The organism is Escherichia sp. E13S3 (genome assembly GCF_004212325.1).
Taxonomy (GTDB): Bacteria; Pseudomonadota; Gammaproteobacteria; order Enterobacterales; family Enterobacteriaceae; genus Escherichia.
On sequence record NZ_RHJR01000012.1, the window covers coordinates 127,480 to 140,803 of the forward strand.

General features: G+C 48.4%; 13 protein-coding genes. 3 read left to right on the plus strand and 10 right to left on the minus strand.

Features of this window, described 5'->3' with window-relative positions:
• Window positions 1-24 precede the first annotated feature (24 nt).
• The 6 genes from acnA to topA all read right to left on the minus strand — a co-directional run bounded on the left by acnA (window position 25) and on the right by topA (window position 7,489).
• Complete coding sequence (gene acnA, locus D9597_RS12740; RefSeq protein WP_130222775.1) at window positions 25-2,700, minus strand: aconitate hydratase AcnA; 2,676 nt, start codon at window positions 2,698-2,700, stop codon at window positions 25-27.
• 163 nt (window positions 2,701-2,863) lie between these two features.
• Window positions 2,864-2,959 (minus strand): small membrane protein YmiC, encoded by a 96-nt coding sequence (ymiC, locus tag D9597_RS12745; protein WP_130208851.1) that lies wholly within the window; start codon window positions 2,957-2,959, stop codon window positions 2,864-2,866.
• A 115-nt stretch (window positions 2,960-3,074) separates the two neighbouring features.
• Window positions 3,075-3,245 (minus strand): hypothetical protein, encoded by a 171-nt coding sequence (locus D9597_RS12750; protein WP_130208853.1) that lies wholly within the window; start codon window positions 3,243-3,245, stop codon window positions 3,075-3,077.
• Between the two features lie 2 nt (window positions 3,246-3,247).
• Entirely contained in the window at window positions 3,248-3,388 is a 141-nt protein-coding gene (locus D9597_RS12755) for a YmiA family putative membrane protein (RefSeq protein WP_214251104.1), read from the minus strand.
• Between the two features lie 319 nt (window positions 3,389-3,707).
• The gene (gene cysB / locus D9597_RS12760; protein ID WP_064527218.1) at window positions 3,708-4,682 is read right to left on the minus strand and encodes an HTH-type transcriptional regulator CysB; all 975 of its coding nucleotides are present in this window, start codon (window positions 4,680-4,682) and stop codon (window positions 3,708-3,710) included.
• Window positions 4,683-4,891: 209 nt separating this feature from the next.
• Window positions 4,892-7,489 (minus strand): type I DNA topoisomerase, encoded by a 2,598-nt coding sequence (topA, locus tag D9597_RS12765; RefSeq protein WP_130222777.1) that lies wholly within the window; start codon window positions 7,487-7,489, stop codon window positions 4,892-4,894.
• A gap of 379 nt (window positions 7,490-7,868) precedes the next feature.
• Here topA and D9597_RS12770 point away from each other — a divergent pair, with 379 nt between their 5' ends.
• Complete coding sequence (locus D9597_RS12770; RefSeq protein WP_130208857.1) at window positions 7,869-8,120, plus strand: YciN family protein; 252 nt, start codon at window positions 7,869-7,871, stop codon at window positions 8,118-8,120.
• 35 nt (window positions 8,121-8,155) lie between these two features.
• Here D9597_RS12770 and sohB read toward each other — a convergent pair whose 3' ends face one another.
• Window positions 8,156-9,205 (minus strand): protease SohB, encoded by a 1,050-nt coding sequence (sohB, locus tag D9597_RS12775; protein ID WP_130216044.1) that lies wholly within the window; start codon window positions 9,203-9,205, stop codon window positions 8,156-8,158.
• 218 nt (window positions 9,206-9,423) lie between these two features.
• Here sohB and D9597_RS12780 point away from each other — a divergent pair, with 218 nt between their 5' ends.
• Together D9597_RS12780 and cobO are read left to right on the plus strand one after the other, a co-directional pair.
• Window positions 9,424-10,182, plus strand: a complete 759-nt coding sequence (locus D9597_RS12780; RefSeq protein ID WP_130222779.1) for a YciK family oxidoreductase — start codon at window positions 9,424-9,426, stop codon at window positions 10,180-10,182.
• A complete protein-coding gene (gene cobO, locus D9597_RS12785; protein ID WP_130222781.1) occupies window positions 10,179-10,769 on the plus strand; it encodes a cob(I)yrinic acid a,c-diamide adenosyltransferase in 591 nt (196 codons plus the stop codon). Before D9597_RS12780 ends, cobO begins: the two co-directional genes overlap by 4 nt.
• A 52-nt stretch (window positions 10,770-10,821) precedes the next feature.
• Here cobO and D9597_RS12790 read toward each other — a convergent pair whose 3' ends face one another.
• The 3 genes from D9597_RS12790 to rluB form a co-directional block, all read right to left on the minus strand.
• Window positions 10,822-11,130: a hypothetical protein gene (locus tag D9597_RS12790; RefSeq protein WP_130216042.1), complete on the minus strand. Its 309-nt coding sequence runs from the start codon at window positions 11,128-11,130 to the stop codon at window positions 10,822-10,824.
• A gap of 10 nt (window positions 11,131-11,140) precedes the next feature.
• Window positions 11,141-12,142, minus strand: coding sequence for a hypothetical protein (locus tag D9597_RS12795; RefSeq protein WP_130222783.1), 1,002 nt, complete (start codon window positions 12,140-12,142; stop codon window positions 11,141-11,143).
• A 169-nt stretch (window positions 12,143-12,311) separates the two neighbouring features.
• Window positions 12,312-13,187 carry a 23S rRNA pseudouridine(2605) synthase RluB gene (gene rluB / locus D9597_RS12800; protein WP_001291217.1) on the minus strand — a complete coding sequence of 292 codons (876 nt, stop codon included), beginning with the start codon at window positions 13,185-13,187 and terminating at the stop codon, window positions 12,312-12,314.
• Between the last annotated feature and the right edge of the window lie 137 nt (window positions 13,188-13,324).

Here is a 13,324-nt window from a genome sequence, read left to right on the forward strand (position 1 = left end):
CCACATCCGGCAAATAAAGCTGAATTACTTCAACATATTACGAATGACATAATGCAAAATACCGTCGTTCTGGTAATAGGTTAATTCTGTTGCAGTGTCGATACGACAACGGCACGGCACAACGTCCTGCACACCATCAGCTCGCGTTAGTGTCACAGGAACCGTAGCGCCAGGTTGCAGATTTTGCAGATCGGCAATATCAATCTTCTCTTCCCCCGTCAGCCCTAACGATTTACGCGTCACACCTTGCGGGAACTCCAGCGGCAAAATACCCATGCCGATTAAATTCGAACGGTGAATACGTTCAAACGATTCTGCAATCACCACGCGAATACCGAGCAGACGCGGGCCTTTTGCCGCCCAGTCTCGACTCGAACCTGACCCATATTCTTTCCCGGCAATTACCGCCAGCGGTGTTTTCTCTTGCTGATAGCGCATCGCCGCATCATAAATAGAGATAACATCATTGCCTGGTAGATGGCGCGTCATCCCCCCTTCAACACCAGGCACCATTTCGTTACGAATGCGAATATTGGCGAACGTGCCGCGCATCATCACTTCATGGTTACCACGACGCGAACCGTAGGAGTTAAAATCTTTACGCTCAACACCACGACCTTGTAGATATCGACCCGCGGGGCTATCAGGCTTAATGCTGCCTGCCGGAGAGATATGGTCAGTGGTAACCGAATCACCCAGCATTGCCAGAATTCGCGCGCCGTGAATATCTTCCACTGGCGCAGGGGTTGCCTGCATTTCATCAAAGAAAGGCGATAAGCGAATGTAGGTCGAATCATCCTGCCATCCGTAGGTATCTGATCGTACAACCTTAATCTCCTTCCACTCCGCAGTCCCTTCGAAAACTTCCGCGTACTCCTTACGGAACATTTCAGTGGAGACTTGCGCAACAGCGCGAGCAATCTCTTGAGCCGATGGCCAGATATCTTTCAGATATACCGGATCGCCTTTACGATCGTGCCCCAGAGGTTCGGAAGCCAGGTTGATATTCATATTGCCCGCCAGTGCATAGGCAACCACCAGCGGCGGCGAAGCCAACCAGTTGGTTTTAACCAGCGGATGAATACGTCCTTCAAAGTTACGGTTGCCAGACAGCACCGCGCCAACGGTTAAATCGCCCTTTTTGATCGCGGTTTCGATAGGATCGGGCAACGGACCAGAGTTACCAATACAGGTGGTACAACCATAGCCCACAAGGTTAAAGCCCAGTTCATCAAGATACGGCGTCAGTTTGGCTTTTGCCAGATAGTCAGAAACCACTTTCGAGCCAGGCGCGAGAGACGCTTTGACCCACGGTTGTCGTTTCAGCCCCAGGGTGACGGCTTTTTTCGCCAGTAATCCGGCCGCCATCAGCACGCTGGGGTTAGAGGTATTGGTACACGACGTTATCGCAGCAATAACCACTGCACCATCAGGCAACTGATACTGATGCCCGTTCATAACATAATCGACCGGCTGGCGATCTTTATGCGTGGCGTTGACTTCCAGTTCGTTACTGGCGGCAAAAGCTTTTGGCACATCAGGCAGCGCAACACGATCTTGTGGACGCTTTGGACCGGCAAGACTAGCGACTACGTCGTTCATATTCAATTCAAGCGTACTGGTAAACACCGGTTCATCACCTGCGTTCCGCCACATCCCCTGCGCTTTAGCATATTTCTCAACCAGTTCAACCTGGTCTTCACTACGGCCGCTTAACCGCATGTAATCGAGAGTGACAGCATCGATTGGGAAGAAGCCGCAGGTCGCACCATATTCCGGCGACATATTGGCAATGGTTGCACGATCCGCCAGTGGCAGTGAATCCAGACCATCACCGTAAAATTCGACGAATTTACCTACTACGCCATGTTTACGTAGCATCTGAGTAACGGTCAGCACCAGGTCGGTGGCAGTAATACCTTCACGCAGTTTACCGGTGAGTTTAAAGCCCACCACATCAGGAATAAGCATGGAAACTGGCTGACCTAACATCGCCGCTTCCGCTTCGATTCCACCAACGCCCCAGCCCAACACACCAAGACCGTTAATCATGGTTGTGTGCGAGTCGGTGCCGACGAGCGTATCCGGATAAGCAATCCATTCCCCCTCCTGCAATTCACTCCACACCGCTTTGCCGAGATATTCAAGGTTCACCTGGTGGCAAATCCCAGTGCCTGGTGGCACAACGCTAAAACGACTGAACGCCTGTTGCCCCCATTTCAGAAACACATAACGCTCGTGGTTGCGCTCCATTTCCAGGCGTACGTTTTCCTCAAATGCCTCATCATCGCCAAAGCGATCGACGGTAACCGAGTGGTCAATCACCAGATCGACCGGTGAGAGCGGATTCACCTTCGCGGTATCGCCACCGAGACGTTTTACTGCTTCCCGCATCGCCGCAAGATCAACAACAGCAGGTACGCCGGTAAAATCCTGCATCAGCACCCTGGCTGGACGGTAGGCAATTTCGCGATCGGCATGGGCATTTTTCAGCCATCCCGCCAGCGCATGAATATCTTCTTCGGTGACCGAATTGCCATCCTGCCAGCGCAGCAGGTTTTCGAGCAGAACTTTGAGTGACTTGGGCAGACGGGTGATATCGCCCAGTGATTTGGCAGCAAGCGGCAGGCTGTAGTAGTGGTAAGTTTTATCTTTGGCCTGCAACGAGTCCTTACTGGCTTCTCGTAGGGTTGACGACATAGCTCCTCCTTAATAACAGGGTTGCGATGCCCTGATTCTCTTCAGGGTGAATATTAAAGATAACACAAACATCGCGTAACGATTTGATAACAACCCAAATTAATAAAAGAGGAGAAACCTTGTGGCAACGCAAAAGAAAACCCCGCCGCAGCGAGGTCAGGGATCAGTGAGTAACGATCCAGAGGAGTTCGGCCCAGAAGAGCATCGACAGAGAAAATGCGCCCATCCAGGACCAGTATTTCGTATTTGTAGTGATCATAGGCTACACCCTTAACTGTTATTACTTTATGTTGAGATAACTCAACCGGTTATTGCTGTGGTGTATTAAAAGCCGTTATATTCATTAATATATTGGGTAACAAGAATGATGATAATTATTGTTTCTGCTGATCATCTTCAGCAAACATCTCTATAAAGGCTTGCTGTTGCGGTGTTAGTTTCCAGCTATGGGGTATAACGACGGAACAATCCCGTTTCGTTTCCGTTGCATTGTCATTCTGCTGACATAATGGTGACGGTTCCTGATGTTGCTCCTGAACGACCATAGTTATCCCCACACTTTCCAAATCAGCAGTGCAACAACCACCCAAAAGAGCGCAGAACCAAGAAATACCGCAAGCCAGGCTTTGCGTTTTAATTCAGGGTCCCGGCGGGGGGCCTGATTTCCAGAAGGCATTGCTAACCTCATATAATCGCCATCACTTATCAGAAAGACGCTAAACGATTGCTATAATTAATCAAATGATAGGACAAATCCTAATGAAACTTTAGTCAAAAATCCAGCGAATTTACGAATCGTTTCCAGTGAATAATTCAATCTTTTGACCTGAAATAGATATTTGAAGAGTGGAGTTTGCAACGCGGATAAATAGACACTACTTTATGCTCGATTTGCCATAAAAATTTTGTGGATATTTATATTGTGAGCGACTAACAAATAAAAAGGAATAGAGAATATATTCCGGCACCTTTGTCACATAAAAAGATGCCGGAAATAACGTGGGTAATTATTTTTCTGGCAATTTGATATCTTTGAACATGACTTCAATTTCTTCATTGGAACGCAGTGCTACGGCGGCATCAACGACGTCTCGCGTTAAATGCGGCGCAAAACGCTGAATGAAATCATACATATAGCTGCGTAAAAACGTACTACGGCGAAAACCAATTTTAGTTGTGCTGTGGCTGAAGATATCATGTGCATCGACACGCACCAGATCGGGGTCTGAAACCGGATCGACCGCCATGCTGGCAATGACCCCTACTCCCAGCCCAAGACGAACGTAGGTTTTAATGACGTCAGCATCAGTTGCTGTGAAGACAATTCGCGGCGTCAGGCCTGCGCGGTTAAACGCTGTGTCCAGTTCGGAACGGCCGGTAAAGCCGAAGGTATAGGTTACTAGCGGATACTGCGCCAGTTCTTCAATCGTGATTTCCTTTTTGCCCGCCAGAGGATGATCCGGGGTTACCACAATGGCCCGGTTCCAGTGGTAGCACGGCAACATCACTAAATCTTCATATAAATGCAGGGCTTCCGTGGCGATTGCGAAATCGGCATTACCTTTAGAGACTGCATCAGCAATTTGTGTCGGCGAGCCCTGATGCATATGCAAAGAAACGCGAGGATAACGCTCGATAAAGCCTTTAATGACATTTGGCAGCGCATAACGTGCCTGAGTATGGGTAGTGGCAATATATAGCGAACCTTTATCAGGCCAGGTGTGTTCACCGGCTACCGATTTAATGGCGTCGACCTTTGACAACACTTCACGAGCAATACGAATAATTTCCTGCCCTGCGGGGGTTACCTGCGTCAGGTGCTTACCGCTACGGGAAAAAATTTGAATGCCCAGTTCATCTTCCAACATTCTGACTTGCTTACTGATCCCGGGTTGTGATGTGTAAAGTCCTTCAGCCGTTGAGGAGACATTCAGGTTATGATTGACTACCTCAACAATATAGCGAAGTTGTTGTAATTTCATGTTAAACCATCCAATTAGACGCCATCAGAACATCGTTTTTTCGCCACACCTGGCGGGTGACTAATACGATTTAATAATAAAAAAAGTGATAACTATAACCACTATATCATTTATAGCTTTAGTGTATAGGTGTGTAGAAAAAATAATATGCAATGAAAAAGGGCCGCTTTTGCGACCCTTTGTTTATAAAAACCCGACAGACTTAAAGGTTATTTTTTCCCTTCAACCCATTTGCCATCAACATAAAATGCTGACCAGCCAGTTGCCTTTCCGTCTTTTTCCGAAGAGACATATTGCTGTTTGGTTTTACGGCTAAAGCGAACCATTGTCTTATTACCGTCTGGATCTTGCTGCGGAGCCTCCGCCAGATAACGCAGTTTTTCCGGCAGACGGTCGCGGAAGCGATAAAGCTCTTCAACCAGCGGCGCACGCGTTTCACGAGATTTCGGGAAGGTGTTGGCAGCCAGGAACACTCCAGCAGCGCCGTCACGCAGCACGAAATAAGCATCCGATTTTTCGCACGCTAATTCTGGCAGCGGAACCGGATCTTCTTTCGGTGGCGCCACTTCGCCGTTACGTAAAATCTTACGCGTGTTTTTACACTCTTCGTTGGTGCAGGCCATGTATTTACCGAAACGCCCCATTTTCAGGTGCATTTCAGAGCCACATTTTTCACACTCAACGATCGGACCGTCATAACCTTTAATGCGGAATTCGCCCTCTTCGATCTCGTAACCATCGCAGGTTGGGTTATTACCACAAACATGCAACTTACGTTTTGGATCGATGAGATAGCTGTCCATCGCCGTGCCGCATTTCGGGCAACGACGTTTGGCGCGCAGGGCGTTAGTTTCAGCGTCTTCGCCTTCCAGTACGTTCAGTACTTCGTTTTCCGGCACCAGGTTAATGGTGGTTTTGCAACGCTCTTTCGGCGGCAGCGCATAGCCAGAACAGCCAAGGAATACCCCGGTGCTCGCTGTACGAATACCCATTTTGCGGCCACAGGTAGGGCAGTCAATGCTGGTCAAAACCATCTGGTTTGGACGCATACCGCCCTCTTCCGGATCTTTTTCCGCTTTATCAAGCTGTTGGGTGAAATCCGAGAAGAAGTGATCCAGTACAGCTTTCCACTCTGCTTCGTGATTTGCCACCTGGTCGAGACTGTTTTCCATCTGCGCGGTGAAGTCGTAATTCATTAATTCGCGGAAATTTTCTTCCAGGCGATCGGTTACGATTTCACCCATTTTTTCCGCATAGAATCGACGGTTTTCCACACGCACATAGCCGCGATCCTGGATGGTCGAAATAATCGACGCATAGGTAGACGGACGACCAATACCGCGTTTTTCCAGTTCTTTAACCAGCGAGGCTTCGCTGAAACGGGCTGGCGGCTTGGTAAAGTGCTGTGCCGGAGTCAGTTCAACAAGCGACAGGGAGTCGCCTTTATCGACCGCCGGTAAAATACGATCTTCATCGCCTTTACGCAGCGCAGGCATTACTTTCGTCCAGCCATCAAAGCGCAGAATACGTCCGCGTGCTTTCAGGCGGAAATCGCCCGCACCAACGGTCAGCGTCGTGGAGTCATATTTCGCCGGGGTCATCTGACAGGCAACAAACTGACGCCAGATTAACTGGTAAAGTTTCTGTGCGTCCGCTTCCATATCCTTCAGCGATTCCGCCATCACATTGACGTCAGAAGGACGAATCGCTTCGTGCGCTTCCTGTGAGTTTTCTTTGCTGGCGTACTGATTCGGACTTTCCGGCAGATATTTCTTACCAAAATTATCGCTGATATAACCGCGAACCATATTTACCGCGTCCTGACTCAGGTTGGTGGAGTCGGTACGCATGTAAGTGATATAGCCTGCTTCATACAAACGCTGCGCCATCATCATGGTTTTTTTCACGCCAAAACCAAGACGGGTGCTGGCAGCTTGTTGCAGCGTAGAGGTAATAAAAGGAGCGCCAGGTTTACTGGTTGTCGGTTTGTCTTCACGTTCCAGCACGCTGTAGCGCGCTTTTTCCAGCAGACTTACCGCAGCCTGAGTTTGTTCTTTATTGACCGGACGGAACGGTTTGTCATTCTGATGGGTCACCTGCAAAGCCAATGCCTCGCCGGATGGCGTGGTCGTGCTGGCATCCACTTCCCAGAACTCTTCCGGTACGAACGCTTTAATTTCACGCTCACGTTCAACCACCAGGCGGACCGCCACCGACTGCACACGCCCGGCAGACAGACCACGAGCAATTTTTTTCCACAGCAGCGGAGAAACCATATACCCCACCACGCGGTCCATAAAGCGACGCGCCTGCTGGGCATTAACACGATCGATATTCAGCTCACCTGGCTTGTTAAATGCCTGACGAATCGCGTTTTTCGTAATTTCGTTAAATACCACTCGGCTATAGCGCGCATCATCACCACCGATCACTTCCCGCAGGTGCCATGCAATGGCTTCCCCTTCGCGGTCAAGGTCGGTTGCGAGATAGATGTGGTCGGCTTTTTCAGCCAGTTGTTTCAGTTCAGAGACGACCTTCTCTTTACCTGGCAACACTTCATAGTGCGCCTCCCAATTGTGCCACGGGTCAACCCCCATACGGTTGACGAGAGCGCCACGTTCATCCTTTTTAGGCTTTTTAGCCGTCTTGGTGGAGGTAGAGTCGGCACTCTTTTTGGCAGCTGAGCCACTGGTCGGCAAATCGCGGATGTGACCGACGCTGGATTTCACCACGTAGTCACTACCCAGATACTTGTTGATCGTTTTGGCTTTTGCCGGGGACTCAACGATGACAAGAGCTTTACCCATATTCACCTTACCTAATTTGATTCTTCCAGGAATGCGTCGCACATTGATAAACCTTCCACTGGCAACGAGTTACCGATATGGACTCGCTCTCTGCGGATATCAACCCCTTGTCGTGACTCTGTTCACGATAATTCAGGTGACTGAGTTAACAGGTCTTGGCCTACAGGCGCTATAGCACGACGTAATTTTGGTCGAATGTCAAGCAAATCTATTGCCAGATTGACGAAAGCGTCACACTGTACCTGATAAAATCCGTTACGCAACTTTATTAGCATGCAAAATCCAAAGTTGCCAGTAAGGCGCTCTTGCCGTCAGCGTGGTATATTTGTCTGCAAGCCATGCCTGGCGTAGACTAATGTCCTTGTTTAAGGAGTAAATAATGAACAAAGAGACACAACCCATCGACCGCGAAACGCTGTTGAAAGAGGCTAACAAAATCATACGTGAGCATGAGGATACGCTCGCAGGGATTGAAGCCACCGGCGTCACGCAGCGTAATGGCGTGCTGGTGTTTAGCGGCGATTATTTTTTAGATGAACAAGGATTGCCGACAGCGAAAAGCACCGCGGTGTTTAATATGTTCAAACACCTGGCCCATGTGCTCTCGGAAAAATACCATCTGGTCGATTAAAGCAAAACGCGAGGTTTTACCCTCGCGTTTATCTTTTACATCAACGGTTTTTGCCCGCGTTGCCACCAGCGTAGCAACAATCGGTCGGCGCTCTCTGCCGCGCTGCCAGTGAATCGATCGATCAACCGTTTACGCTGCATATAGCGTACATTGACCACTTCACGACCTTCCATCAGGCTAAGGATCACTTCATCACTGGTATTGATTTCGTCAACCAGGCCTTTCTCCACCGCCTGTTGTCCGTACCAGTGTTCACCGGTTGCCACCATTTCAATGTCCAGAGACGGACGCATACGCTTCACAAAATCTTTAAATAACTGATGAGTTTCGTTCAGTTCTTCGCGGAATTTCTCGCGCCCTTCTTCGGTGTTTTCACCCAGCACTGTCAGTGTGCGCTTATACTGCCCGGCAGTGTGCAGTTCGATATCAATATCTTTGCTTTTCAGGAAGCGGTTAAAGTTGGGCATTTGCGCCACAACACCAATAGAGCCAACAATTGCAAACGGCGCTGAAACAATTTTATCCGCCACACAGGCCATCATGTAACCGCCGCTGGCAGCCACTTTGTCTACCGTAACGGTTAAAGGAATATTTTTATCGCGCAGGCGCTGCAACTGTGAAGCCGCCAGGCCGTAACCATGTACCATGCCACCGGGGCTTTCCAGACGCAGAACGACCTGATCCTGCGGTTTAAATGCCGCGAGTACCGCAGTGACCTCTTCACGTAGCGCGTTCACTTCATGCGCGTCCATGCTGCCTTTGAAATCCAGCACCCAGACTCGAGGCTTGCTTTCGGCTGTCACCTCGCCCAGTTTGGCTTTTGCTTTCGCTGCCTTCGCTTCTTGCTTGTGCTTTTTCTTCTGCGCTTTGTGCCACTGTTTTTGCTGATGTGGATCCATCAGCGCCGCAGCCAGTTCTTCTTTCATCTCCTTATACTGTTCGCTGAGATTGTTGACCCGTAACTCGCCACGCTGGCGTTTATTACGTTGAGCAACATTGACAATAATGGCGGCAATAGCCGCAATCGCCACCACAACGGTGACGATTTTCGCCAAAAACAAACCATATTCAGACAACAATTCCACGAGTCCCACCTTGGTTAAACAACGCTTTGGCTCACAGTTTACAACAGGCATGTTAAGCCGTCTCGCAGAGATGTTATTGCAGGGAAAGTATGACAAAGTATTCATTTTACGGCGTTATCGCCCCAGGCTGATTGAAATGCCCTCCTGTTTCAGGCATAAAACCCCAAAGTCATAAAGTACACTGGCAGCGCGACTGTTGATGTCGTCGGGGAGTAGCCATGCATTACCAACCAAAACAAGATTTACTCAATGATCGTATTATCCTGGTGACAGGCGCCAGCGACGGCATTGGTCGTGAAGCCGCCTTAACTTATGCGCGCTATGGCGCGACGGTCATTCTGCTGGGCCGGAACGAAGAAAAATTACGTCAGGTGGCCCAGAGCATGTTCGAAGAGACAGGACGCCAGCCGCAATGGTTTCTTCTCGATTTGCTGACCTGTACGTCCGAAGACTGCCAACAACTGGCACAGCGTATTGCTGTTAATTACCCGCGTCTGGACGGCGTGCTGCATAACGCCGGATTGCTCGGCGATGTTTGCCCAATGCGCGAGCAAAATCCGCAGGTCTGGCAGGACGTCATGCAGGTCAACGTTAATGCCACCTTTATGCTCACCCAGGCACTGCTTCCTTTATTACTCAAATCTGACGCGGGTTCGCTGGTCTTTACCTCATCAAGCGTTGGACGTCAGGGACGAGCCAACTGGGGCGCATATGCGGTGTCGAAATTTGCCACCGAAGGAATGATGCAAGTGCTGGCCGATGAATACCAGCAGCGCCTGCGTGTGAACTGTATTAACCCAGGTGGTACACGTACTGCAATGCGTGCCAGTGCTTTCCCCACCGAAGATCCACAGAAACTCAAAACCCCCGCCGATATCATGCCACTCTATTTATGGCTGATGGGCGATGACAGCCGCCGTAAAACCGGCATGACCTTTGACGCCCAACCGGGCCGCAAACCAGGAATTTCCCAATGAGTGATGAACGCTACCAACAGCGTCAGCAGCGTGTTAAAGAGAAAGTTGATGCTCGCGTGGCGCAAGCGCAGGATGAGCGTGGCATTGTCATCGTCTTTACCGGCAATGGAAAAGGCAAAACCACCGCGGCATTTGGTACGGCAACACGCGCAGTTGGTCACGGAAAAAAAGTGGGCGTCGTGCAGTTTATTAAAGGCACCTGGCCTAACGGCGAGCGCAATCTGCTGGAGCCACATGGCGTCGAGTTTCAGGTGATGGCAACGGGCTTTACCTGGGATACGCAAAATCGCGAGTCTGATACCGCCGCCTGCCGTGAAGTCTGGCAACATGCAAAGCGGATGCTGGCTGATTCCTCACTGGATATGGTTTTGCTCGATGAGCTGACGTATATGGTGGCGTATGACTATTTGCCACTGGAAGAAGTGATGCAAGCCTTAAATGATCGTCCACATCAACAAACGGTGATTATTACGGGTCGTGGCTGTCATCGGGATATACTTGAACTGGCAGATACCGTCAGTGAATTACGCCCCGTCAAACATGCGTTTGATGCAGGTGTTAAGGCGCAAATCGGGATTGACTACTAAGTGAAAGCACCTCAAAAGATTGCCTCTTGAGGTGCTTTAATCATAATTATATTCAAGCGGCAATAGCGAAATTCAGAATTCGTTTAATCTCATTCAAATGTCCCGGATATGCTTCATGATTCTCAGCGTCAACATCTTCAATAAATAATATCAGTTCCGTAATTAGCACATTCGCATCTTCATAACTGATTCCGCTTAACTCTGGTGAGGTTTCAGTACCATAGTTAATCGTCAGATTGTTCATAACCGAGAGGATAAGGATAAAATATTTATGACAAACCTTGCATGTGGTTTTGTTGCCCAAGGTATTATACAGCATGTCGAGTAATGCCAGTATTCTACGATTTTGTACATCGTTCATAAAAAGCCTCCTATAACATTATTCCGCTAGCAATAAGTAGTTTTGCCAGCCCCTCAGACGCCTTTAATCCACTAATTACTTGTGCGCGTAATATTTCATTTAATCTTTTTTGTTCAGCTGCCGTACGTGTTTTATTAACGTATAAGCTTTTCAGATAATCACCCTTATCTATAAAGGCATTTAAAGCCTCAATCGCAGGCATGGCAGGTGCCGATGCCTGTAGTCTGGTTTCATTCACATTGATTACTAAACTTAGAAACTCCTTCCTGTTTTTCAGAGTGTTAAACTCTGTATTCTTAGAGTTTTTAGATGCCGTATTATAATAAAACATATTATCATGCACATTCGCAAAGGTATAATTTTCAATCTTATTGCTTTTTGTATAAATATCATTGCGCAAAACTGCCATGTTCTTTATAAGTCTTACCCAGTTTTCATCTACCGTTTTGCCTATTTTTCCAGAATTGACTTTAATTATATATAACTCATTGAAATAATTTACCAAATCTTTAACCGCTGCTGCAGATTGAGCTAAATCTTTGCTATGTGAAATACCAAGTAGTGTTTGTGCGTTGTTTGCGTGATCCAGAGCCTGTTTAAGTAATGCCACTTGCTGACTTTCCGTAGTTGCCATATCCTCTGTCAGAAGTTCCACATAAGCGCTCATGCTATTAATGACTTCCATTGAAGCCAGTAATTTTTCTTTCTCGAAAGGGACTAATTGTACTTGTTTTGTATTTGGCCCTGAACGCTGGCATAATTTTCCGCCATTCCCATCACCGCCTATATCAATGGTATAATCAGGTCGCAGGGCACAATCCGGATTAGTCGCGTAGAAATTAACAAGGAAGTTTTCACGAGAAGCATAGTATTGTTTAAAGAAACTTGCATTCGCCGCTACTGCTTTGTTACCCGCAGTAATAACAGTTTCAGCTTGTTCGTTTTTCAATGCTTCAGTTGCACAACCTGAAAGCATTAACAGCGATAGAAATATTCCACTATATCTAATCATAACCCACCTCTTGACGTTGAGTTTATCTCAGATAATTAAATAGTAATGTGGCTATTTCCGGGTATTATTCATAAGCAAGTATGAAATTAAATTAAAATACTGCGACTATTTATCATGCTTCAAATGAAGAAAAGGCCCCGCAGGGCCTTTATTTTATACTTATCTAAAATTAACCGTTATTATTACGTCCGCCAGAACGACGACCACCGCTGACCTGGCTATGGCGTTTCACCGCACGTCGAATTTGATTTGCCTTCATGCGACGACGATCTTTTTCTACAGCGACTTTAGAGCTGGTTTCTGGCGGCAGTTCCACCAGTTCACGCAGATAGTTAGTCTGGGCGAGATCCAGCTCTGTCCAGCCGCCGCGTGGCAGACCTTTCGGCAGTGGAATATCACCGTAACGCACACGGATCAGGCGACTTACCTGCACACCAACCGCTTCCCAAAGACGACGAACCTCACGGTTACGACCTTCGGTCAGAGTCACGTTGTACCACTGGTTAATCCCTTCACCACCGCTGAACTTGATGGTTTTAAAGGCTGCCGGACCATCTTCCAGTTGCACGCCACGACTTAAATCGCGCAGTTTCGCGTCGTCAACCTGACCAAATACACGCACGGCATATTCACGTTCAACTTCACGGCTGGGGTGCATTAAACGGTTTGCCAGTTCACCATCGGTGGTAAACAGCAACAGACCGCAGGTATTAACGTCCAGACGACCCACGGCAATCCAGCGCGCACCGCGCAGCTTCGGCAGACGATCGAACACGGTCGGACGCCCTTCCGGGTCATTACGTGTACACAACTCACCTTCCGGCTTGTAATAGGCCAGAACGCGACAAATTTGTTCAGCGGACTCACGTACCGAAATCAGATGACCATCGATACGGATTTTCAGCCCAGGGGTAACTTCAACGCGATCGCCGAGTTTAGCAATTTTGCCATCAACACTCACACGACCGGCTTCAATAATAGATTCGATTTCACGGCGAGAACCGTGGCCGGCACGCGCCAGCACTTTCTGTAACTTTTCGCTCATTGAGCTTCCTTTTGGTGTCGCCTTCCCAGGCGTCTGATATGCTTTTGTGCAACAATGAGTCAGAACTTACATCTGACTCACTGATAGTAAAGTCTGTTTGAACTCTTCAGGCCTTAAGTAAACGACTCGACGTTTAT